The organism is Mycobacterium paraterrae, assembly GCF_022430545.2.
GTDB classification, from domain to species: Bacteria; Actinomycetota; Actinomycetes; order Mycobacteriales; family Mycobacteriaceae; genus Mycobacterium; species Mycobacterium paraterrae.
The window spans coordinates 3,169,535-3,191,401 of the sequence record NZ_CP092488.2 but is presented as its reverse complement, the minus strand read 5'-3'; the positions used below and the strand labels follow the sequence as shown (position 1 = coordinate 3,191,401).

Sequence of the window (21,867 nt, the reverse complement as noted above, 5' to 3'; positions counted from 1 at the left end):
GGTTACCCTGAGACCGTGGGGCACGGCGGGGACCTGGACGACACCATCGGCGAGGCACAGCTGGTCCGTCGGGCGTTCGACAGCCTTCCCTCGTTCATCGTCGCGTTCGACGGTCCCGACCACCGTTACGTGGCCGCGAACGCGGCCACCCGACAAGCGTTTCCCGCGGTCAGACTAGGCGTTCCGGCGCGAGAGTTGTTTCCCGAGTTCGAAGATCAGAATCTGATCGACATCCTCACCCGGGTGTATCGCACCGGGGAAATCCAGCAGGGCCGCGAGTGGCGGTTCCAGTTCGACTTCGACGGATCCGGAACGATGCAAGAGGTGTGTGGCGACATCGTCGTCAGCCCTCGGGTCGGAGTCGACGGCGCCATAGAAGGCACTCAGGTGATGCTGACGGATGCCACCGCGCGGGTGCAGGAGCGCCGGGCCGCCGAAGACCGCGAAGCCGAGTTGTCCGAACGCTACACGCACGTACGAGATCTCGGAATCCTAGTCCAACGCGCGCTGCTCTCCCCGTCGCTGCCGGTGCTGCCCGGAGCAGACATTGCCGCCGAGTATCTGGTCGCCACAGAGGACACCGGCGCCGGTGGTGACTGGTTCGACGCCGTCGTCGGCGATTCCGGAAGCGTTTTCCTCGTGGTCGGCGATGTCGTCGGCCATGGCGTCGACGCCGCGGCCGTGATGGCCCAACTGCGCACGGCCATTCGAGTGCACCTGCTCGCCGGTAGCGGCATCGCCGAAAGCCTCACTGCAGTCGATGAATTCAGTCGACACGTGCCAGGCTCGAAAGCGGCAACCGTATGTATCGCCCGGCTCGACCCGAGCACCGGGTCGTTCGAGTACTGCACGGCCGGGCACCCTCCCCCGCTGCTGATCGCCGGCGGCAGGCCTCGCTTCCTCCAGCCGAGCGGCGCGGGTCCGCTCGGCAGCGGCATCGGCTTTCGCACCGCGGCCGAGACCATCGCCGTCGGTGACGCCATCCTGATATACAGCGACGGCATCATCGAGCGTCCGGGCCGACCGCTGGCCGCCAGCACCGCTGAATTCGCCGACATCGCCGCACGCATACTCGGCGGCTCGGCGTTCCCCATCGAGGCGCCGACACGTCCTGTCGAACGGTTGTGCTCCCAGACACTGGAATTGATGTTACGCACCACCGGCTACAACGACGACGTGACTTTGCTTGCGGTGCAACGCCGTACGCCGCCACCGGCGCTGGAGCTGTCGGTCGATGCCACCGTCCACGCCGCGCGAGATGTCCGAGAGCCGCTGCGGGCCTGGTTGGCCGAGATCGGCGCCGACGACGTCGACGTGTTGGTCATCGTGCAAATACTGTGCGAGTTCGTCGAGAACTCCTACGAGCATGGATATCGCTCGTCGACCGTCGACCGCATCGAGGTGCAGGCCAGGCTCGACGAGCGGGGCGAGGTGCACGCCTCGGTGACCGACCACGGCCAGTGGAAGGCCCCGTCGTCGGACCCAGGCATGCGGGGGCGTGGGTTGATGCTGGCGAATGCGTTGGCCACCGCCAGCCGCGTCGCCGGAACCGACCGGGGCACCGTCGCTTCGATCACCCACCGGTTGAGTCGGCCGGCGCGCATTGTCACCGACCCCAACGTCCTGCCGGCCGCCGCACCGTCCGCCGCGCCTGAGTTCTTCACCGAAGTCGTCGAAGGTCGTCTCGTGGTCCACGGCGACGTCGACAACGCTACCGCACCGATTCTCGCGACTCATATTGCGCGTCAGAGTCGTTCGGGTACACATTCGTTGACTGTCGAGCTGTCGGCCGTCACGCATCTGGGCTCCACGGGACTGCGGATCCTGGCGGAGGCGCAAGAGCGGTCGCGCCAGCACGGGACCGACCTGGGGCTGATCGCACCTCCGGGTTGCCCGGCTCATCATGTGCTGGCTCTGGTCGGGCTGCCGCTCGCGGGCGAGATCGTCGCCAGCCCGGTCGACTGAGCTTGACGGGTATCGTTTCGGCGATGGCCGCTCCAGTTTTCGTCGACGTCGACACCGGCGTCGACGACGCCATCGCGCTGATCTATCTGCTCGCCAGCCCCGATGCTGACGTCGTCGGCATCGCCTCGACCGCCGGCAACGTGCCGGTGCAACAGGTGTGCCTGAACAATCTCCGGTTACTCGACCTGTGCCGCGCCGACGCTGTGCCGGTGTTCAAGGGCGCAGAGCATCCGCTGAATTCCGCCGCGCGCGCCAAGAGCCGGGTCCATGGGCCGCAGGGATTGGGTTACGCCGAGCTGGCAGCGACGGCTCGGGAACTGCACGGCGACGACGCGGCAACGGCGTGGGTGACAGCGGCACAACGATATCCGGGCGAACTGATCGGGGTGGCCACCGGTCCGTTGACCAACCTGGCGCTCGCCCTGCGCATTGAGCCCGAACTGCCGGCACTGCTGCGCCGGTTGGTGATCATGGGCGGCGCCTATGACCACCGCGGAAACACCACCCCGGTCGCGGAGTGGAACATCGTTTTCGACCCCGAGGCGGCGTCCGAGGTATTCGCCGCCTGGTCGCCGTCGGAAGACGTTGACCCGCAGCGCCTTCCCATCCTGTGCGGTCTCGACGTGACACGCCGGATTGCGCTCACTCCCGAGATTCTTTCCCGCTTGGCCGCGGCTGCGGGTTCGACGACGACCGTCTTGAGCATCGACGACGAGCGCGGCACCCGGTCGACGGCGTCCAACCCGCTGATTCGGATGATCGAAGACGCGACGCGCTTCTACCTGGAGTCCTACCACGACCTGGGCCACGGTTACCTCGCACATCTGCACGATCCGCTGGCCGCGGCGGCAGCGCTGGATCCGCAACTCGTGCAGACGCAACCCACCACCGTCGACGTCGAGTTGGCCGGCACCCTGACCCGCGGCATGACCGTCACCGACTGGTCGGGACGATGGTCGCGAAAGCCCAACGCATTGATCGCGGTTGACGCCGACCCTGCGTTGTTTTTCGACCGCTTGATCGAGCGGGTCGGACTGTTCGCCGCGTCGCTGGGGTAAAAGCCGCACTCTGGTCGGCCGCGGAGAGGTTATCGTAAGCCCCGTGCTCACGATCGCGCGGCGGACGATCAGTCTGTGGTGGCAAACCTGGCCGTGGCTCGTCGCGATCTACCTCATCGGATGGTTCCTGAGGTATTGGGCATTGCATCTGGCCATGCATGTCGGCCTGATGCACGGCGACTTCTGGGGAAGTCTGGTACTTCCGCTCGCCCCGTTGATTCGACTGCTGACCTATTTGGCCATGTTCTTGGTAATCCGCTCGGTGGCACCGGGATTGAGGGGGGTCGAGACCGACGACGAGCAGGCTAAGGGCGTCTTTGACGTGGTGATGACGGCCATCTTGCCATTCCTCGTCATCTACACCGCGTGGAAACTGATCATCGAGGATTACTACATCTACATCACCAGTGTGGCGCACGTGCTCCTGAACGACTGGAAACATGCTGCGGTCAGCGAGATCTACAGCCCCGATGTCAGCGGTAAGTTGTGGATCGCGATCCTGATCGCATTCACGCTGCGGCAACTGGTGACCCGTTTCCGTGACCGGCTACCGCGTTGGACGATGATCGTCGCCGCCTATCTGGAGGTGGTGTGGCTCTATTTCGCGCTCAAGGCGTCGTCGGTCCTGCTCTTCGGATCTCCGCGGTGGATCCGGGAGCGGCGAATCGTCGTGTGGTTCAGCGGTGTTCGCGACCAGGTATTCGCCCACGTCGCGTGGCTTGCGCACGTGTGGAATGCGACGGGGATGGTGCTGGGCGCGGTCGTGTCGGTGGTGACGTTGGCGCTGGCCTGGTTGGCGATTGGCTCCGTGGTGTACGGAACGCCGCTGACGCCGACCTGGGCCAACGCGCGGCGGGTGTTGCTGGGTGAGCGAACCGCGACGGTTGTCGAGAGCGTGATCGAACGCGGTCAGCGTGCCACGCAACCGCGCTGGCAACGGCTGCCGACCGAGATCCGCAGGCGTGCTACGGAGTTCGCCCGATCGCAGTTGGGGCGCTTCGGACCGATTGCGGATGCCTGGCGGCTGATCCTGCACGGCGGTGCGCTACCGATTGCATTCTTTGTGCTGGCCTACACGGGGTTAGTCCTGCTGGCGCCCAACGGTGCTTACTGGGACATGAAAGTAACTGACGGCTACCTGTGGCGTGCCGTGGCGTTGATCATCGGCCCGCACGACTGGCCCTGGTGGCAGACCTACGATCAACTCATTCGGGCGCTGATCGGGGCGGTCGTCGACCCCCTGCGCATCGCGCTGGTGGCGGCGGCGTACTGGTTCTGCGTCGATCGGGTGCGCGAGCAGCAGGCCCGCGAGGCGGCTGACCGGGTCGACGAACTAACCGGTGTTGAAGCGGACCACGAGTAGGTCGGTCGACTTGGAGATCTCTTTCTTGTTGTCCCATGAGTGCGGATAAAACCAGACGTCGACCGAGGTGGGCGTGACGTCGTTCGGGACGATGATCGCTACCAGCAGCGGCTCCGGGTGGCGGGGCGAACAGATGGTGGAGACACCGCCGTTGACCTCCCACTCTGTGATGCCCAGCGAAAAGGATGCCTTGGTCCATTGCCGCTTGCCCGAGTTCACCATCACGACGCACGAGTCGTACCCCGCCGGAATGCTAACCGGCTTACCGTCTTTGGTTTTCCGCAGCAGGTAGGTGGCGAGGCGGGCATTGGGCGGCAGGTCGTACGGGTCGGCCGGCAAGATGGACAGGTGCCGCCGCAACTGCTTGGTGGTGGGCGGTGTCGTCGACGACAGTTGCCAGTCGGTGCCGGCGATGCTGATCGAATGTCCCCACGGCACGGTGTATTTGGGCTCGCGAAAGCCGATATGGTCGCGCCAAGCAGGGCGCGTGATCGTGATCCCGATCAGAACGACGACGAGGGCGCTGATCACCAGCGCCCGGCCATTGCGGCGGATCCACACGTTCACGTGTGGCTCAGTTCATCGAGATTCAGGGAAACGGCGGGCACGAGGCCGGACAACGGCATGTCGATGACGATCCTCGAATCGAGGGGCCGAAAATCCATCTCCGCCATGCTGCTTTCGAGAAGTGCGTTGCTGACGCGAAGCGTGGCGCTTGTCGGAGTCTTCGGCAGCTCGAAGGCCAACGGGCCGCTCGCCGGGAGGCCTGGCTGCACCAATTCATTGAGCGCGGACAGGTTGGTGTTGAAGGTGTTACCGTCGGCGACCAACTCGAAGCGAGGCGATTGCGGCGTCAGTACCGGCTGGTAGTTGACCATCATGACGAGCCAGATGCCTTTTGATCTGAAGCGGTTGAACCCGTCGTGCCCTTTGGCAGTCAACTCGTGAGCCAGATAGGTGCGCTGGACGGTCGCGATGATGTCGCGACCGGCAATACGTTGCCCGACCGATCCGTGAACGTCTATCGGGGCCCACGACTGCAGCTTCGTAGGCAACAACGACCACATCGCGCCGGCAGTGAGCAGCAATACGGTCGCGAGAACGACGCGCGCCGTAGGTAACAGCGGCTTGAGCAGCGTCATAACGCCCCCAGGTGTGGGATCCGCAACTCGGCGAAATGATCGTCGTCGCCGGCCCAGCGATGGCCGAGTACGAACGTGGAGATGTATCTGCTCATCTTGTGGATGTGAACTGTCACGTCGGACCGGTAGCTGAGCTCGGCGCGCGACACCAACCACAACACCGAGTAGTCATAGGTGAAGCCGGCATCGATGGACGGAACGACAAGCGTTTCCCTGCCGCGAAAGGTCGCCCCGAATCGATGAGCAACACCGTTGAGCCCGAACAACTCGGCGTCCGCGCGAGGGTGTGGGGCACAATCTTCAGGTTTGCCCGCGAACGCGCTTGGAAGCGGAAACGGGACGGACTCATGCGCGACGTTCTGGATCGTCACCTTCAACACCAAGTATTGACATTCCGGCGACGGGCGGGTCATGGCGGGCCAGTGGTCGGCGAGCGAGACCGAGTGCGGCGTTACGAGCAGCGCTCCGGCATTGTATGTCTGGCCGAACGAGATCGGCACGACGTGATGTGCGGTCTTCAGTCCGCCGAAGGCGGCCGTCACCACCAGGGCGATGGCAACGGCCATCCAGCGCAGCTGTTTGAGGGAAAGCCGCTGCCAGACGGTCGGCTGCGTGTCGTCGACGGTGGTCGTAAGTTCGTCTTCGCCAATAGGCAGCTGTTTGTCCTCGCTGTCAGACAAGACGCGTCTTCCCCTCGGCCGCTGGTGGATTGAGCCTGATCGTACCCGGGCGTGACGGACCGGCGACGCGCATTTTTTACTCGTAGATTCCCTCGAGATACCACCGCCGCTGCCGATAGCAGAGCAGTAGCGCGGTACCGGGATCGGCCGGTCGATCGCCTTCCAGCAGCACTTGAACCCGAGCGGTCCGACCGGCCTTTTGACCGGCACCATGCCGGTCGTCCCACCACCGTTCGTCGACCGGCCACGGGCCGGCCCACCAGTGCAACCGGTTGTCGCGGCCGCGGGCGGTCAGCCGCGCCGGGTCGGCGGAAAACAACCCGCGACTGGTCACTCGGACCGAATTCCCCTGAGCGTCAAACAATTCCACCGGATCGTCGAGCAGCACCGTCGGCGACGGTTCCGGAAGCTGGCCGGGCCATGGCCGGTTCGGGTCGGCTTGCGGCACCGGTTCGTCGCCCAGCGGTGTCAGCGTGATGCGTTCGGCCGGTCCGCGACCGCCGGACAGCGTCGGCACCTGCACCGCCTCGGGACCGAGCAGACCCTGAACCCGGACCAGCGCTCGACGAGCCCGCATCCGATCTTCTTCGCCAAGGCCGCCCCACAGCGGTAACTGCAGCGCACCCGCAGACACCACCTCCACCGCCCGCAGCCGTAACTGCACTACCGGCGCGGTGGGTCGATCGACCACCATCCGGGTGTTCAACCAGCCGTCCAGTTGCCAGCGCACCCGATCGGCGGTGGCATCCTCGGTCAACGGCTCGGCGCAACGCCAAACCCGAGTCAGCTCTTCACCATTGGCGGTAACGGCTTGGACGGCCAACCGGGTGCAGCCCACCCCGGCGGCCAGCAGCGTCTGATGCAACGCGCTCGCCAGCGAACGCCCAGCGAAGGCCGCAGCGTCGACCCGGTCGATCGGCGGATCGCACTGCAGCACCGCATCGAGTTCGACCGGCGGCTCGCGTCCCGACGGCCCGCGGTCCGGCTCGCCCCGGGCGAAGCGGTGTGCACTCACCGCGTCGGCCCCGAACCGGGAGGCCACATCCGTTCGCGACAAGTCAGCAAACTGCCCGATAGTGCGAATACCCATCCGCCACAACAGATCTGCAAGGTCAGCCCGACCCGGGCCGGACAAGCTGGGCTCGGTGGCGAGCTGGCGGATGGACAGCGCCGACAGAAACCGGGCGTCTTCCCCCGGCGCCACGACCCGGCCCGCACGGGCGGCGAAAACCGCGGTGGACAACTCATCGGCGATTCCGACCTGGCACTCGGCGCCAGCCGCGGCCACCGCATCGGTCAGTCGCTCGGCGACCTGCTGTTCGGACCCGAAAAACCGGGCCGCTCCGCGAACCGGCAACACCACCAGGCCAGGCCGCAACACCTCGACGCGAGGCACCACGTCGTCCACCGCTGCGGCAACCCCCTCAAAAAAGCGGGCGTCACGCTCGGGGTCGGCGGCCACCACGTGCAGTTGTGGGCAGCGGGCCGATGCCTCACGTCGTCGCAGCCCTCGGCGCACACCCACCGACCGGGCCGCCGACGAACACGCGATCACCCGGTTGGCCAGCGTGACGGCGACCGGCGACGTCGCCGGCAGTCCCGCGGCCGCTGCGGCGGCGACCGCGGGCCAGTCCATGCACCAGATCGCCAATACCCGGGAAGCCACGCTCATCCCGCCCGGGCCCGCCTGATCGCTCGGCCTGCCGCGCACACCTCGAGCCGTACCTTGTTGATTCGCCCGAAACCTGGCTCGTCCGAAGTGGTTTCGTAACCGCTAACTCGAGCCTTGAGCCGTATCGACGCACCCTGCCAGTCGCCGTCGGTGACCAGCAAGGTGCAGCCTTTCTGCTGAGCCCGGGCCACAACCGCCCGGGCCCTGGTCATCGGTACCGATCGCCCACCCAGCGCAAGCACGATCAGGTCCATGCCGTCCATCAGCACCGCGGCCACCTCCACCGGGTCGGTCCCGGGATCCGGGATCACCGCCAGCCGGCTCAGGTCGGCACCCATTTCCGTCGCGGCCAGCAGGCCGACATCCGGCTGGCCGACGATAGCGACATTCCCGCCGGCGGCCGTCACCGCCGCCACCATGCTCAGCGACAATGACCGGGCACCCGTCAGCACCGCAACGGCCCCTCGTGGCAACGCATCAGGTAACACCGCAGCCAACAACTGCGGAACCGGAAGCCTGGCCTCCGACTCCGGAAGCAGGTCGTCTACATGAGCGTGGCCGCGCCGAGGTGAGCCGACCTTCCCGGATACCGCCGCCATCTGTTTGCGCAGCTGTTTTAGCTGCTCAGCGCGGTTATGCTGATGCTCTTCGGAGGCAAGCATCGCCGTCATGGCCCACTCCTGTGGTACGGGTGTTACTGCTGATGTTCGAATGCATGTTCGAATACCTTCAGTCAATACCCACCCACCGACAAGGTCAAGCGGATGCCCTTCGCCGGCACGAGCCAGCAAACTCCGGCTGTCAGGCTGTCAATGGACACGCCGCTTCGCGGTCAGCATCGGGTGTGCGGGTTGTGAGTGTGAAAGTGGCTATTTCAACGATGAAAAGCTGCACAGTCGACGCCAGCCCAAGGCGGCGCGCATCGTCGTCGGGCTATTCCCGATTGCCCGACTCCTCCTCATCGCGCTACGCGCTCTGCATCGTCGTCAGGCTATTCCCACTCGATCGTGCCCGGAGGCTTGCTCGTCACATCGAGCACCACGCGGTTGACCTCGGCCACCTCGTTGGTGATCCGGGTCGAGATTCGCTCCAGCACGTCATAGGGCACCCGAGTCCAGTCGGCGGTCATGGCGTCCTCGCTGGACACCGGTCGCAACACGATCGGATGCCCGTAGGTCCGGCCGTCACCCTGCACTCCCACCGACCGAACGTCGGCGAGCAGCACCACTGGGCACTGCCAGATCTGCTGATCCAACCCCGCCGAGGTCAACTCCTCGCGCGCAATCGAGTCGGCGCGACGCAGCGTGTCCAGCCGATCGGCGGTGACTTCGCCGACGATGCGGATCGCCAATCCCGGACCCGGAAATGGCTGGCGCGCAACAATGTCCTCGGGCAGGCCCAACTCTCGGCCCACCGCGCGCACCTCGTCTTTGAACAGTAGCCGTAACGGCTCGACCAGAATGAACTTCAGATCGTCGGGCAGACCGCCGACGTTGTGATGGCTCTTGATGTTGGCCGCACCGCTACCGCCACCGGACTCCACCACGTCGGGATACAGCGTCCCTTGCACCAGAAACTCGGTGTCGGTGTCCTTGTCTCCCAGTGCATCTCGCACCGCGCCTTCGAACGCCCGGATGAACTGCCGACCGATGATCTTGCGCTTTCCTTCAGGGTTGGTCACCCCGGACAGCGCGTCCAGGAAGGTCTTCTGGGCGTCGACGGTGACCAGATTGGCGCCGGTGGCGGCGACGAAATCCCGCTGCACTTGGGCGCGCTCGCCCGCGCGAAGTAGACCGTGGTCGACGAAGACACACGTCAGCCGGTCCCCGATGGCTCGCTGGACGAGCGCGGCGGCCACCGCCGAATCCACTCCGCCGGACAGCCCGCAGATCGCGTAGCCGTCGCCGACCTGAGCTCGCACCTGCTCGATCAACGCCTCGGCGATACCGGCCGGCGTCCAGTCCGGGGCGATGCCGGCGAACTCGTGCAGGAAGCGTGTCAACACCTGCTGGCCGTGCGGGCTGTGCAGCACCTCGGGGTGGTACTGCACGCCGGCCAGTCGGCGCGCCTTGTTCTCGAACCCGGCCACCGGGGCGCCGGCGCTGGTGGCAATCACCTCGAAGCCGTCGGGCGCCGAAGTGACGGCGTCGCCGTGACTCATCCACACCGGCTGAGTCTGCGGAAGGTCTGAATGCAGCTCTCCCCCAACCACATTCAGCTCCGTGCGACCGTATTCGCTGGTGCCGGTCCGGGCGACCGTACCGCCGAGGGCCTGAGCCATCGCTTGAAATCCATAGCAGATGCCAAACACGGGCACGCCCAGGTCGAACAACGCCGGATCGAGTTGCGGCGCACCCTCGGCATAGACGCTGGCGGGCCCGCCGGATAGCACCACGGCCAGCGGATCGTGGGCCTTGATGTCGTCGACGGAGGCGGTGTGCGGGATGACTTCCGAGAACACCCGCGCCTCACGGACACGCCGGGCGATCAACTGCGCGTATTGCGCGCCGTAATCGACCACCAGCACGGGACGAGGCGATGCGGACTCCACCGGGACAGTCTAGAGGCGCATTACCGAAACAACCGACCTTGACGCCAGTGTAGTCATGTGTCTACAGTAGCTAACATGACGCTGTAGTCAATCGACTACAGTCCTGGTTTGAAAGGACCCTCCATGGCCATGACCGTGACCCGGCTGGGCAGTCGCATCGGCGCCCGCATCGACGGGGTCGAGCTGTCCGGCGACCTCGATACCGACACCGTGGCAGACATCCGGAAAGCGTTGTTAGGCCACAAAGTGATCTTCTTTCGCGGCCAGCATCAGCTAGACGACGCCGCACAACACGCGTTCGCCACGCGGCTTGGCATTCCCATCGCCCATCCCGCAGTGCAGCAGGAGAAGATGCCGGTGATCACACCGATCAATTCGGAGTTCGGCAAAGCCAACCGCTGGCACACCGACGTCACGTTCGTCGCCGACTACCCGGCAGCGTCGGTCCTGCGTGCCGTCACGCTGCCGAGCTACGGCGGCTCCACGCTGTGGACCAACACCGCTACGGCCTACCAGGAATTGCCCGAGTCACTCAAACACCTCGCCGACCATCTCTGGGCGCGGCACAGCAACCGGTTCGACTACATCCCGCCCGCCGCGATGCAGACCGACGAGCAGAAGTCCTACCGTGATCGTTTCGAAAAGATCGACTTTCGCACCGAACACCCCGTCGTTCGGGTGCACCCCGAAACGGGTGAGCGCACCCTGGTGGCCGGCGACTTCGTTCGCGGGTTCGTCGGCCTTGACACCTATGAGTCGCAGACTCTGCTCGAGCTATTACAACGTCGAATTACGATGCCGGAGAACACCATTCGATGGGACTGGGAGTCCGGCGATGTCGCCGTCTGGGACAATCGGGCCACCCAGCACCGGGCCGTCGACGACTATGACGATCAATACCGGTTGATGCACCGCGTCACCGTGCAAGGTGACGTGCCGGTCGACATTCACGGCCAACCCAGCAGGGCGATCAGCGGTGCGCCGCTGCGGGCAGTGCAAGCCTCAGCAAGCTGACGGGTGAGAGCTCGCTCACTGCCGTCGGACGGCTCAAGGTACGGTCACGCCCATGACATCGCCTGATGCCAGCACCCGTGAACGTCTGCTGGACGCGGCCATGGCGCTCTTCGCCCGGCAGGGGTATGCCGCCACGTCGATCGCCGACATCCAGCAAGCCTGCGGCCTGTCCCCCGGGTCCGGGGCGCTCTACAAACATTTCGCGTCCAAGAAGGCGCTGTTGCACGAGGCGGCGCGGCGGCAGATGCAACAGATGAGCGCTATGCGCGACGACTACAACCGCACACGACCCACCGATGTTCAAGGCGCACTGCGTGCCGGCGCAGAACAGATCTGGGCCAGCATCGACAACAACTCCCCGCTGTTGCGGGTCATGTTCCGCGAGCCCGAGGCCCTCGGCGAAATGATGGAAGAGGTGTGGTCGACGGTCGCGACCACCGCGTACCAGCGAATGGGTCGAGCGTTACAAGCGGCCACCGATGCCGGCGTCGCGCCGATCCAGGATCCGCAGGCAACCGCCACCGTGCTGGCGGCCGCGCTGGCATACCTCCCGATCGCGCGGCTGCTGATCGGACACACGCCCGGCAACATCGACGCCGAAGAGTTTCGCGAGGCGTGGCTCAGGTTGGCCGAGGGCGTGTTCACCGGCACCCCGGCGAGCTGACCGCGCGGCGCGAGATCCGGCGACCGAGCAGCGGGAAAACAGCCCGTCAGCCGGAACGGATGGCGAAGCCGGTTCGGGCATGGTGAGGTGTAACTGCCCACGCAGAAACCAACACTGGAGGAGGACCCGCAGTGCTGGGTCTACCGGAAGCCGTGCACGCCTGCCTGTTCGATCTCGACGGCGTGCTCACCGACACCGCGAGCGTGCACACCAAAGCCTGGAAGGTGATGTTCGACGCCTTCCTCGAGAAGCACGCCGAAGAGAACGGTGAGAAATTCGTCCCGTTCGACCCGGTTGACGACTACCTGAAGTACGTCGACGGCAAGAAGCGCGAAGACGGAGTGCGCTCGTTCCTTGCCAGTCGTGACATCGAATTACCCGACGGCGAGCCTGACGACTCGGCCGACAAGGACACCATTCACGGCCTGGGCACCCGCAAGAACGACGCATTCCAAGAGACGCTGCACAAAGACGGTGTCAAGGTTTTCGACGGCTCGCGGCGCTACCTGGAGAAGGTTGCGGCCGCCGGGTTGGCCACCGCCGTGGTGTCGTCGAGCGCCAACACCCGTGAGGTGCTCGAGATCACCGGGTTGGAGAAATACATTCAGCAGCGCGTCGACGGGGTAACGCTGCGCGAGGAGCACATCGCGGGCAAGCCGGCGCCCGACTCCTATTTGCGCGCCGCCCAGCTCCTCGGCGTAGAACCCGGCGACGCAGCGGTTTTCGAGGACGCCCTGTCTGGTGTCGAGGCCGGCCGTGCGGGCAATTTCTTCGTCGTCGGCGTCGACCGGGTGGGCCAGGCGGACGAGTTACACAGTCACGGAGCCGATGTCGTGGTGACCGACCTCAGCGAACTACTTTAGGAGCCCGCGATGATTCCCGATGACACGCTGCCTGTCGAACCGTGGCAGATCCGCGAGCCCAAGCTGAATCTCGATGTGCTGGCTCAGTCGGAGTCCCTTTTCGCGCTATCCAACGGGCACATAGGGATTCGCGGCAACCTCGACGAGGGCGAACCGCACGGCTTCCCGGGCACCTACCTGAACTCGTTCTACGAAGTGCGGCCGCTCCCCTATGCCGAAGCGGGCTATGGATACCCCGAGGCGGGGCAAACGATCGTCGATGTGACCAACGGCAAAGTCCTGCGGTTGCTGGTCGACGACGAACCGTTCGACGTTCGCTACGGCAAGTTGCTCAGCCACGAGCGGATTCTCGACCTGCGCGCCGGAACACTCAAGCGTGACGCACACTGGCAGTCCCCGGTCGGTAAGCAGGTCCGGGTGACCTCGACCCGGCTGGTGTCACTGGCGCAACGCAGCATCGTCGCGATCGAGTACATCGTCGAGGCCGTCGACCAATTCGTCCGTGTCACAGTGCAATCCGAGCTGGTCGCCAACGAAGAGCAGCCGACGACGTCCGGTGATCCGCGTGTCGCGGCCATCCTCGACAATCCGCTCGAAGCAGTCCAGCACGAGGACACCGAATGTGGCGCACTGCTGATGCACCGCACCCGGGCGAGCGCGCTGATGATGGCCGCCGCGATGGACCACGAGATCGAAGTCGAGGGCCGCTTCGAGATCAGCAACGACGCGAGCGGCGATCTTGCCCGCACCACGGTGATCTGCGGCCTACGACCGGGCCAGACACTGCGCATCGTGAAATACCTGGCCTACGGTTGGTCGAGCCAACGGTCGCGCCCCGCGCTGCGCGACCAGGCCGCCGCCGCGTTGCACAGCGCCCGGTACAGCGGCTGGAAGGGGCTGGTCGAGGCGCAGCGCAAAATCCTCGACGACTTCTGGGACGGCGCCGACGTCGAGGTCGAGGGCGACCCCATCTGTCAGCAGGCGGTCCGGTTCGGGCTGTTCCACCTGTTGCAGGCCAGCGCACGGGCCGAGGGTCGCGGCATCGCCAGCAAGGGCTTGACCGGCACCGGTTACGACGGTCACGTGTTCTGGGACACCGACGGGTTCGTCCTTCCGGTACTTACTTACACACTGCCGCACGCCGCCGCCGACGCATTGCGTTGGCGGGCATCGACTTTGGACCTGGCGAAGGAACGCGCCGCTCAGCTGGACCTCAAGGGCGCCGCCTACCCGTGGCGAACGATCCGCGGGCAGGAGTGTTCGGCGTACTGGCCGGCCGGCACTGCGGCGTGGCACATCAACGCCGACATCGCGATGGCGTTCGAGCGCTATCGCGTTGTCACCGGCGATGATTCGCTGGAAAAAGAGTGTGGGCTGGAAGTGCTCGTCGAGACTGCTCGGCTCTGGCATTCGCTCGGGCATCACGACCGGCACGGCGTGTGGCACCTCGACGGTGTCACCGGACCGGACGAGTACACCGCGATCGTGCGCGACAACGTCTTCACAAACATGATGGCGGCCCATAATCTTCGGGTGGCCGCCGACGCCTGCGCCCGGAACTCGGAGGCTGCGCTGCAGTTGGGAGTGTCCAGCGACGAGACGGCGTCATGGCGCGCGGCCGCGGACGCCGCCCACATCCCGTTCGACGAAGAACTCGGTGTGCACCCCCAGTCCGAGGGCTTCACCACGTACGCCGAGTGGGACTTCGAGAATCGCAACAAGTATCCGCTGCTGCTCCACGAGCCTTACGCGTTGTTGTACTCGTCGCAGGTGGTCAAGCAGACCGACCTGGTGCTCGCAATGTATTGGCAGAGCCACAAATTCAGCGACGAGCAGAAGGCACGCAACGTCGACTACTACGAACGCCGCACGGTGCGTGACTCGTCGCTGTCGGCGTGCACGCAGGCCGTGATGTGCGCCAACGTCGGTCACGTGGAGTTGGCGCACGATTACACCTACGAGGCGGCGCTGGTCGACCTACGGGATCTGCACCACAACACCAAGGACGGGCTGCACATGGCGTCGCTGGCCGGTGCGTGGACCGCACTGGTTGCCGGCTTCGGCGGTCTCCGCGACGACGAGGGGATCCTCTACCTGGACCCGTATCTGCCGGACGCTATCTCGCGACTTCGATTCCGGTTGCGCTGGCGCGACTTCCGGTTGACCGTGGACGTGATTCACGACGAGGTCACCTACACGCTGCGTGACGGACCCAGCGACCAGCAACTGATGATCCGGCACGCCGGCGAAGACATCGAACTCAGCACCACCGAGCCGACGACGATCAAGCTGGTCAAGCGCGAGCCGCTGCTACCCACGCCGCAACAGCCGCCGGGCCGCGCCCCGATGCATCGAAACGCTTACCGCTCGGTCAACCAGCTGAGCTGACCGACCCCGGGCTAATGCGGCGCTCCTCAGCATCGCTGCGCTCTGCATCGTCGCTGCTCGAACTGACGCGGCGCTCCTCAGCATCGCTGCGCTCTGCATCGTCGCTGCCGGACTCTTCCTGCTGCTTGACCTCGTCGATCGACTCGATCGGCAGCCAGCGCAGCGCACCTGGAGCTGACTCCGGCACCACCGGGTGCTCGGGCGCGATCGGATCCAGGTGACGGTAGCCCTCGCCCTGCGCGGGGCGAACGTCGTTGTCGCCCTTGTTCGGCCACAGCGACGCGGCCCGCTCGGCCTGCGCGGTGATCGACAGCGACGGGTTCACGCCAAGGTTGGCCGAGATCGCCGCGCCGTCGACCACGAACAGCGACGGGTAGCCGTAGACCCGGTGGTACGGGTCGATGACGCCGGCCTCCGGGCTATCGCCGATGGGGGCGCCACCGAGGTAATGCGCGGTCAGCGGAATGTTGAACAGCTCGCCCCACGTTCCGCCGGCGACGCCGTCGATCTTCTCGGCGATGCGGCGGGTGGCCTCGTTGCCGACCGGGATCCAGCTCGGGTTCGGCTCGCCGTGGCCCTGCTTACTCACGACGCGACGGCGGCCAAGCTTGGTCCGTTTGGTGTAGGTCGTGATCGAGTTGTCCAGGTTCTGCATCACCAATGCGATCATCGTGCGCTCACTCCACCGCCGCGGGTTGAGCAGTCGCAGTGTGCCCCGCGGGTCGTTCCCGGCGTTGTCCAGCAGCTGTCGCCACCGAGGCACGTCGCTGCCGCCTTCGCCGGGTCCGTCGGTCATCAACGTCTGGAGCAGACCCATTGCGTTGGAGCCCTTGCCGTAGCGGCACGGTTCGATGTGAGTGTCCGACGACGGGTGAATGGACGACGTGATCGCGACGCCGTGAGTCAGATCGAGGTCGTCGCTGACCTTGAGCCGACCGGCCCCGACGATCGACTCGGAGTTGGTGCGGGTCAGCTCCCCGAGCCGCTCGGACAGCTTCGGGAGCTTGCCCTTGTCGCGCATCTTGAACAGCAGCTGCTGCGTGCCCCACGTCCCCGCGGCGAGCACGACATGCTTGGCAGTGAAGGTGCGCTTCTTGCGGCGAACGGCCCGACCGGTGCGCGCGGTGCGGACCTCCCAGATCCCGTCGGCACGCTGTTCGAAGCTGGTCACCGTCGTCATGGGGATGATTTCGGCGCCGTTGCGTTCCGCCAGCCCGAGGTAGTTCTTCAGCAACGTGTTCTTGGCCCCGAAACGACATCCAGTCATGCAGCTGCCGCATTCGAGGCAGCCGGTGCGATCGGGGCCCGCCCCGCCAAAATAAGGGTCGGGCACCGTCTGACCGGGCGTCTTCTTGCCGTCCGGCCCGAAGAAGACGCCGACCGGGGTCGGCACAAAGGTGTCGCCGCACCCCATGTCGTCGGCGACCTCTTTCAGAATGCGGTCGGCATCGGTGAAGGTCGGGTTGGTGACAACGCCGAGCATCCGCTTGGCCTGCTCGTAGTGGGGCATCAACTCCGACTGCCAGTCGGTGATATGGGCCCACTGTTTGTCTTTGAAGAACGGCTTGGACGGCACGTACAGCGTGTTCGCGTAGTTCAGCGACCCGCCGCCGACGCCAGCGCCGGCCAGGATCATCACGTTGCGGAGCAAATGGATGCGCTGGATGCCGTACATGCCGAATTTGGGCGCCCACAGAAATTTGCGGAGGTTCCAGGAGGTCTTGGCCATGTCCTCGTCGGCGAAGCGCCGGCCGGCTTCTAGTACGCCGACCTTGTAACCCTTCTCCGTCAACCGCAGCGCGGTGACGCTGCCGCCAAAACCCGAACCGATGATCAAGACGTCGTAGTCAGGTTCCACGCCGTCCAGTATGGACTTACCGGCGGGTAATGTTCCAGCAATCCTGCTCAGAGCAGCCCGGCCCACCCCACGACCCAGCGTCAGCTACCGACCGTCAGCCCGACCTTCTGGAATTCTTTGAGGTCGCAGTAGCCCGATTTGGCCATCGAGCGACGGAGGCCGCCAACGAGATTCAGCGAACCGAACGGGTCGTCGGACGGGCCGTTGAGCACCTGTTCCATCGGCAACCGTTCGCCGACCGCGGTCTGCAGCAGCGCGCCGCGCGGCAGCGACGGGTGCGCGGCCGCGGACGGCCAGAACCAGCCTTCCCCCTGCGCCTCGGCGGCCTCGGCGAGCGGCGTGCCCAGCACCACCGCGTCCGCGCCGCACGCAATCGCCTTCGCGAGATCACCCGAGGTGTGGATGTCGCCGTCGGCGAGCACGTGCACGTAGCGGCCGCCGGTCTCGTCGAGATACTCGCGCCGCGCCGCGGCGGCGTCGGCGATTGCGGTGGCCATCGGCACGCTGATGCCGAGGACCTCGTCGCTGGTGGTCACTCCCTGGGTCGAGCCGTAGCCGACGATGACACCCGCGGCACCGGTGCGCATCAGATGCAGCGCGCTGCGGTGGTCGATCACGCCACCGGCCACCACGGGAACGTCCAACTCGGAGATGAAGGTCTTGAGGTTCAGCGGCTCGCCGTGACTGTCGACGCGCTCGGCAGACACGATCGTGCCCTGGATGACCAGCAGGTCGATGCCGGCCGCCAGCAGCGCCGGCGTCAATGCCTGCGCGTTCTGCGGGCTGACCCGTACGGCGGTGGTGACGCCGGCTTCGCGGATGCGGGCCACGGCGGCGCCCAGCAGATCGGGATCCAGCGGCGCAGCGTGGAACTGCTGTAGCAGCCGGATCGCCGCCGAGGGCTCAGGCTCTTTGGAGGCCGCCTCGATGACCTGAGCGACCTTGGCCTCGACGTCGGCGTGACGACCGATCAGCCCTTCCCCGTTGAGCACGCCGAGGCCCCCGAGTCGGCCGAGCTCGATGGCGAACTCCGGAGAAACCAACGCATCGGTCGGATGCGCCACAATCGGGATTTCGAAGCGGTAGGCGTCGAGTTGCCACGCCGTGGTGACGTCCTGCGACGAGCGGGTGCGTCGCGACGGCACGATGTTGACGTCATCGAGTTCGTAAGTGCGCCGGGCGGTTCGGCCCATGCCGATCTCAACCATGTCACGCATGAGCGGTCCTTAGGTCAATTCACCGAGCGTAGTAGTTGGGTGCTTCGGCGGTCATCGTGATGTCGTGCGGATGGCTTTCTTTCAAACCCGCCGCGGTGATGCGGACGAACTGCGCCCGCTGGAGTTGCTCGATCGTCTCGGCGCCGGTGTAACCCATCGCGGCCCGCAGCCCGCCGGTGAGTTGGTGGATCACCGACGATAGCGGCCCGCGGAACGGCACCCGGCCTTCGATGCCCTCGGGCACCAACTTGTCCTCCGAGAGCGCGTCGTCCTGGAAGTAGCGGTCCTTCGAGTAGGACTTCGCCTCACCCCTACCCTGCATGGCGCCCAGTGAGCCCATTCCGCGATAGCTCTTGTACTGCTTGCCGTTGACGAAGATCAAATCGCCAGGCGCCTCGCCGGTTCCGGCCAGCAACGAGCCCAGCATCGCGGTGGACGCGCCGGCCGCCAGCGCCTTGGCGATATCACCGGAGTACTGCAGGCCACCGTCGGCGATCACCGGAACGCCGGCCGGGCCGCAGACCGCGACCGCCTCGAGGATCGCGGTGATCTGCGGGGCTCCGACACCGGCGACCACGCGGGTAGTGCAGATCGAGCCCGGTCCGACGCCGACCTTGACCGCATCTGCTCCGGCTTCGACCAGGGCGGCGGCGCCTGACCGGGTCGCGACGTTGCCGCCGACGATCTCGACGCGGTCACCGACCTCGCTCTTCAGCTGGCGGACCATGTCGAGCACCAAGCGGTTGTGCGCATGCGCGGTGTCGACTACCAGGATGTCGGCGCCCGCGTCGGCCAGCGTCATCGCGCGCACCCACGCGTCGTCACCGACACCGACAGCGGCGGCGACCAGCAGGCGTCCGTCGCTGTCCTTGGTCGCGTACGGATGCTGCTCGGTTTTGACGAAGTCTTTGACTGTGATGAGCCCGGTCAGCCGGCCATGGCCGTCGACGATCGGCAACTTCTCGATCTTGTGCCGGCGGAGCAGACCCAACGCAGCATCCGCGCTGACACCTTCCTGGGCGGTGATCAGCGGGGCCTTGGTCATGACCTCGGCGACGTGCTTGGACTGGTCGACCTCGAAGCGCATGTCACGGTTGGTGATGATGCCGACCAGCTGACCTGCGTCGTCGATGACGGGCAGCCCGGAAATCCGGAAGCGCGCGCACATGGCGTCGACTTCGGCCAGGGTGTGGTCGGGCCTGCAGGTGACGGGGTCGGTGACCATGCCGGCCTCCGACCGCTTGACGGTCTCGACCTGGCTGGCTTGCTCGGAGATCGGCAGGTTGCGGTGCAGCACGCCGAGTCCGCCGGCCCGCGCCATCGCGATGGCCATCCGGGACTCGGTGACGGTGTCCATCGCCGAGCTGACCAGCGGGACCTTGAGCCGGATGTTCTTGGTGAGCTGACTGGAGGTGTCGGCGGTCGCGGGCACCACATCGGAGGCAGCGGGAAGCAACAGAACGTCGTCGAAGGTCAGTCCGAGCATCGCGATCTTCTGCGGATCGTCACCGCCGGTGGGTACGGGTTCGTCCGGGAATCCGCCAACCCCCGGATACGAGGTGACGAGAAGGTCGCCGCTGCCTTCGAGACGGGACAAGCCGGATGACATAGGCGGGGCCCTCCCAATACGAGCGCGGGGTAATCAGCCCATCCTATCGGCTGGTCCCGTCAGTGGCGGACGGCGCGCGCCGCGCGGGTATCGCTAGCGTGATGCCCGTCGGCCTGCGTACTGTGGACCCGTGCGCGACTACCTTCCGCCTGGGCTGCCGCCTGACCCGTTCGCCGACGACCCCTGTGATCCGTCGGCGGCTCTTGACGCGGTCGAGCCGGGGCAACCGCTCGACTCGCAGGAGAGGATGGCGGTCGAGGCCGACCTGGCCGACCTCGCGGTGTACGAAGCGTTGTTGGCGCACAAGGGAATCCGCGGCCTGGTGGTGTGTTGCGACGAGTGTCAGCAGGACCACTATCACGACTGGGACATGTTGCGCGCCAACCTGCTGCAGTTGCTGGTCGACGGCACCGTCCGACCGCACGAGCCGGCCTATGATCCCGAGCCCGATTCGTACGTGACGTGGGATTACTGTCGCGGATATGCCGATGCGTCGCTCAACGAGGCGACGACGGATACCGAAGGGTTCCACGGCCGCCGCTGAGCGGTTTGTTTTACTCAGCCACCAAAAGGATTGGGCGCCACGGTAATCACCGGCGTACCTGGCGGTACCACCCCAACCGAGGCCGTCGGACGGGGCGCCGGCGGGTGGGCGTTGCGGCTGACCACCTTCGCGTTCAACCGGTTCACCTTCTCGATCAGCCCACGTTTGCGACCGCTGTCTTTGACCGTCTGGACATTCGCCCCGACCGCGGCCAACTTCTCGTGAGCCTGGTCCCACTGGCCCAATGCGATCATTTGCTCAACCTGATCCAGATCAGCCTCCGCCGACATCGCGACCTTGTCGTCGTGCACGGATGCCGGCTCCCCGAACAGCGCCGTCCGGACGCCGTAGCACGCGTCACCGGGCTTGACCTGCCCTAACACCGCGCCAAATGCAGCGAGAGCGACAACGGCCGCGGCCGTGAGAGTCACCAGCGCCATTCGACGCCGGGCTCGCCGCTGGCCCGCCAGCCCCCGCTGTAGTGCGGCCACGGCGTCCTGCTCGGCGCACACATCGGGGGCCGAGCGACCCCGCAATTCGTCTCGCCAGTTTTCCAACAGCCCGGCCAGCTCCCGATCCCCTGCGTCACTGGCGCCCGCCAGGTCGGCGAAGTCGACCGGCTCGCGATTGGCAAGGGCATCGACGAAGCGGGCGCTGCGCGCCACCTCGTGCGGCCGGGGCTGGTCGAGGCGCTCAGACATAATCACGTCCCGCCGCGGTGATCACGGCCTTGAGCCGCGTCAGCGCGCGGTGCTGGGCGACGCGCACAGCTCCGGCAGTGCTGCCGACGGCTTCGGCGGTTTCCTCCGCGCTCAGCCCGACGACCACGCGCAGGATTAAGATCTCGCGTTGCCTGTCGGGCAGGACGTCGAGCAGCTCGCTCATTCGGGTCACCGAGTCGGCATCAATCACCGACTGCTCGGGACCTGGCTCACCGGACAACCGCTCGGGAACGGAATCGGTCGGGTAGGACAGATCGCGGCCCACAGCGCGGTAGGCGTCGGCGACCTTGTGTGCGGCGATGCCGTACACGAACGCGAGGAAAGGGCGGCCGCGATCTCGGTAGCGCGGCAACGCCATGACGGCGGCCAAGCACACCTCCTGCGCCACATCGTCGGCCGATAGACCGCTCCGCTCGAAAGCCCCAATGCGCGCGCGGCAGTAGCGGACCACGATCGGACGGATGGTTTCCAGAACCTCTCGAAGCGCGTCCCGATCGCCTGCGATGGCGTCGGCGACAATCGCGTCGAGACGTTCCTCCTGCGTTGTCATCGGCGGC

The 21,867-nt window shown here is 66.0% G+C and carries 18 protein-coding genes and 2 pseudogenes; 8 read left to right on the top strand and 12 right to left on the bottom strand.

From position 1 onward, the window contains the following. The first annotated feature begins 15 nt into the window (after window positions 1–15). From MKK62_RS15385 to MKK62_RS15375, 3 genes are read left to right on the top strand one after another with little or no spacing between them, the layout of a single operon-like run. Window positions 16–1,965 carry a SpoIIE family protein phosphatase gene (locus MKK62_RS15385; protein WP_240259392.1) on the top strand — a complete coding sequence of 650 codons (1,950 nt, stop codon included), beginning with the start codon at window positions 16–18 and terminating at the stop codon, window positions 1,963–1,965. A 23-nt stretch (window positions 1,966–1,988) separates the two neighbouring features. After that, window positions 1,989–3,023: a nucleoside hydrolase gene (locus MKK62_RS15380; protein ID WP_240259394.1), complete on the top strand. Its 1,035-nt coding sequence runs from the start codon at window positions 1,989–1,991 to the stop codon at window positions 3,021–3,023. Window positions 3,024–3,066: 43 nt separating this feature from the next. Continuing rightward, the gene (locus MKK62_RS15375) at window positions 3,067–4,386 is read left to right on the top strand and encodes a hypothetical protein (RefSeq protein ID WP_240259396.1); all 1,320 of its coding nucleotides are present in this window, start codon (window positions 3,067–3,069) and stop codon (window positions 4,384–4,386) included. Here MKK62_RS15375 and MKK62_RS15370 read toward each other — a convergent pair. The 6 genes from MKK62_RS15370 to guaA form a co-directional block, all read right to left on the bottom strand. Then, window positions 4,357–4,953 (bottom strand): hypothetical protein, encoded by a 597-nt coding sequence (locus MKK62_RS15370; protein WP_240259397.1) that lies wholly within the window; start codon window positions 4,951–4,953, stop codon window positions 4,357–4,359. The two genes, MKK62_RS15375 and MKK62_RS15370, sit on opposite strands and share 30 nt — an antisense overlap. Further along, the gene (locus MKK62_RS15365; RefSeq protein ID WP_240259399.1) at window positions 4,950–5,528 is read right to left on the bottom strand and encodes a hypothetical protein; all 579 of its coding nucleotides are present in this window, start codon (window positions 5,526–5,528) and stop codon (window positions 4,950–4,952) included. The genes MKK62_RS15370 and MKK62_RS15365 overlap by 4 nt, the downstream gene beginning before the upstream one ends. Continuing rightward, window positions 5,525–6,208 (bottom strand): hypothetical protein, encoded by a 684-nt coding sequence (locus tag MKK62_RS15360; RefSeq protein WP_240259401.1) that lies wholly within the window; start codon window positions 6,206–6,208, stop codon window positions 5,525–5,527. Before MKK62_RS15360 ends, MKK62_RS15365 begins: the two co-directional genes overlap by 4 nt. A 76-nt stretch (window positions 6,209–6,284) precedes the next feature. Beyond that, window positions 6,285–7,880: a Y-family DNA polymerase gene (locus MKK62_RS15355; RefSeq protein ID WP_240259403.1), complete on the bottom strand. Its 1,596-nt coding sequence runs from the start codon at window positions 7,878–7,880 to the stop codon at window positions 6,285–6,287. Further along, window positions 7,877–8,551, bottom strand: a complete 675-nt coding sequence (imuA', locus tag MKK62_RS15350) for a DnaE2-dependent mutagenesis accessory factor ImuA' (protein ID WP_240259405.1) — start codon at window positions 8,549–8,551, stop codon at window positions 7,877–7,879. Before imuA' ends, MKK62_RS15355 begins: the two co-directional genes overlap by 4 nt. A 320-nt stretch (window positions 8,552–8,871) precedes the next feature. Then, window positions 8,872–10,431 carry a glutamine-hydrolyzing GMP synthase gene (guaA, locus tag MKK62_RS15345; protein ID WP_240259414.1) on the bottom strand — a complete coding sequence of 520 codons (1,560 nt, stop codon included), beginning with the start codon at window positions 10,429–10,431 and terminating at the stop codon, window positions 8,872–8,874. Window positions 10,432–10,554: 123 nt separating this feature from the next. Between guaA and MKK62_RS15340 the strand changes: the two genes are divergently transcribed. The 4 genes from MKK62_RS15340 to MKK62_RS15325 all read left to right on the top strand — a co-directional run bounded on the left by MKK62_RS15340 (window position 10,555) and on the right by MKK62_RS15325 (window position 15,360). Beyond that, window positions 10,555–11,445 carry a TauD/TfdA dioxygenase family protein gene (locus MKK62_RS15340; RefSeq protein ID WP_240259416.1) on the top strand — a complete coding sequence of 297 codons (891 nt, stop codon included), beginning with the start codon at window positions 10,555–10,557 and terminating at the stop codon, window positions 11,443–11,445. Window positions 11,446–11,497: 52 nt separating this feature from the next. Next, a complete protein-coding gene (locus MKK62_RS15335) occupies window positions 11,498–12,109 on the top strand; it encodes a TetR/AcrR family transcriptional regulator (protein WP_240259418.1) in 612 nt (203 codons plus the stop codon). Window positions 12,110–12,240: 131 nt separating this feature from the next. Next, entirely contained in the window at window positions 12,241–12,972 is a 732-nt protein-coding gene (locus tag MKK62_RS15330) for a beta-phosphoglucomutase family hydrolase (protein WP_240259420.1), read from the top strand. A 9-nt stretch (window positions 12,973–12,981) separates the two neighbouring features. Further along, window positions 12,982–15,360: a glycoside hydrolase family 65 protein gene (locus MKK62_RS15325; protein WP_240259430.1), complete on the top strand. Its 2,379-nt coding sequence runs from the start codon at window positions 12,982–12,984 to the stop codon at window positions 15,358–15,360. Between the two features lie 30 nt (window positions 15,361–15,390). Here the strand turns inward: MKK62_RS15325 and MKK62_RS26595 are convergent. The 4 genes and pseudogenes from MKK62_RS26595 to guaB form a co-directional block, all read right to left on the bottom strand. Next, a pseudogene (locus tag MKK62_RS26595) lies at window positions 15,391–15,459 on the bottom strand (hypothetical protein); the annotation flags it as partial. A 37-nt stretch (window positions 15,460–15,496) separates the two neighbouring features. Then, a pseudogene (locus MKK62_RS15320) lies at window positions 15,497–17,218 on the bottom strand (FAD-dependent oxidoreductase); the annotation flags it as partial. Window positions 17,219–17,298: 80 nt separating this feature from the next. Continuing rightward, entirely contained in the window at window positions 17,299–18,426 is a 1,128-nt protein-coding gene (locus MKK62_RS15315; RefSeq protein ID WP_240264132.1) for a GuaB3 family IMP dehydrogenase-related protein, read from the bottom strand. A 28-nt stretch (window positions 18,427–18,454) separates the two neighbouring features. After that, window positions 18,455–20,044 carry an IMP dehydrogenase gene (gene guaB, locus MKK62_RS15310; RefSeq protein ID WP_240259439.1) on the bottom strand — a complete coding sequence of 530 codons (1,590 nt, stop codon included), beginning with the start codon at window positions 20,042–20,044 and terminating at the stop codon, window positions 18,455–18,457. Window positions 20,045–20,174: 130 nt separating this feature from the next. On the opposite strand from guaB, the gene MKK62_RS15305 reads away from it, so the two are divergent. Beyond that, window positions 20,175–20,588, top strand: a complete 414-nt coding sequence (locus MKK62_RS15305; protein WP_240259441.1) for a DUF5319 domain-containing protein — start codon at window positions 20,175–20,177, stop codon at window positions 20,586–20,588. A 14-nt stretch (window positions 20,589–20,602) separates the two neighbouring features. Here the strand turns inward: MKK62_RS15305 and MKK62_RS15300 are convergent, their stop codons facing one another. Continuing rightward, window positions 20,603–21,289, bottom strand: coding sequence for an anti-sigma-D factor RsdA (locus MKK62_RS15300; RefSeq protein ID WP_240259443.1), 687 nt, complete (start codon window positions 21,287–21,289; stop codon window positions 20,603–20,605). Beyond that, window positions 21,282–21,860 (bottom strand): sigma-70 family RNA polymerase sigma factor, encoded by a 579-nt coding sequence (locus tag MKK62_RS15295; RefSeq protein WP_240259445.1) that lies wholly within the window; start codon window positions 21,858–21,860, stop codon window positions 21,282–21,284. Before MKK62_RS15295 ends, MKK62_RS15300 begins: the two co-directional genes overlap by 8 nt. Window positions 21,861–21,867 lie beyond the last annotated feature (7 nt).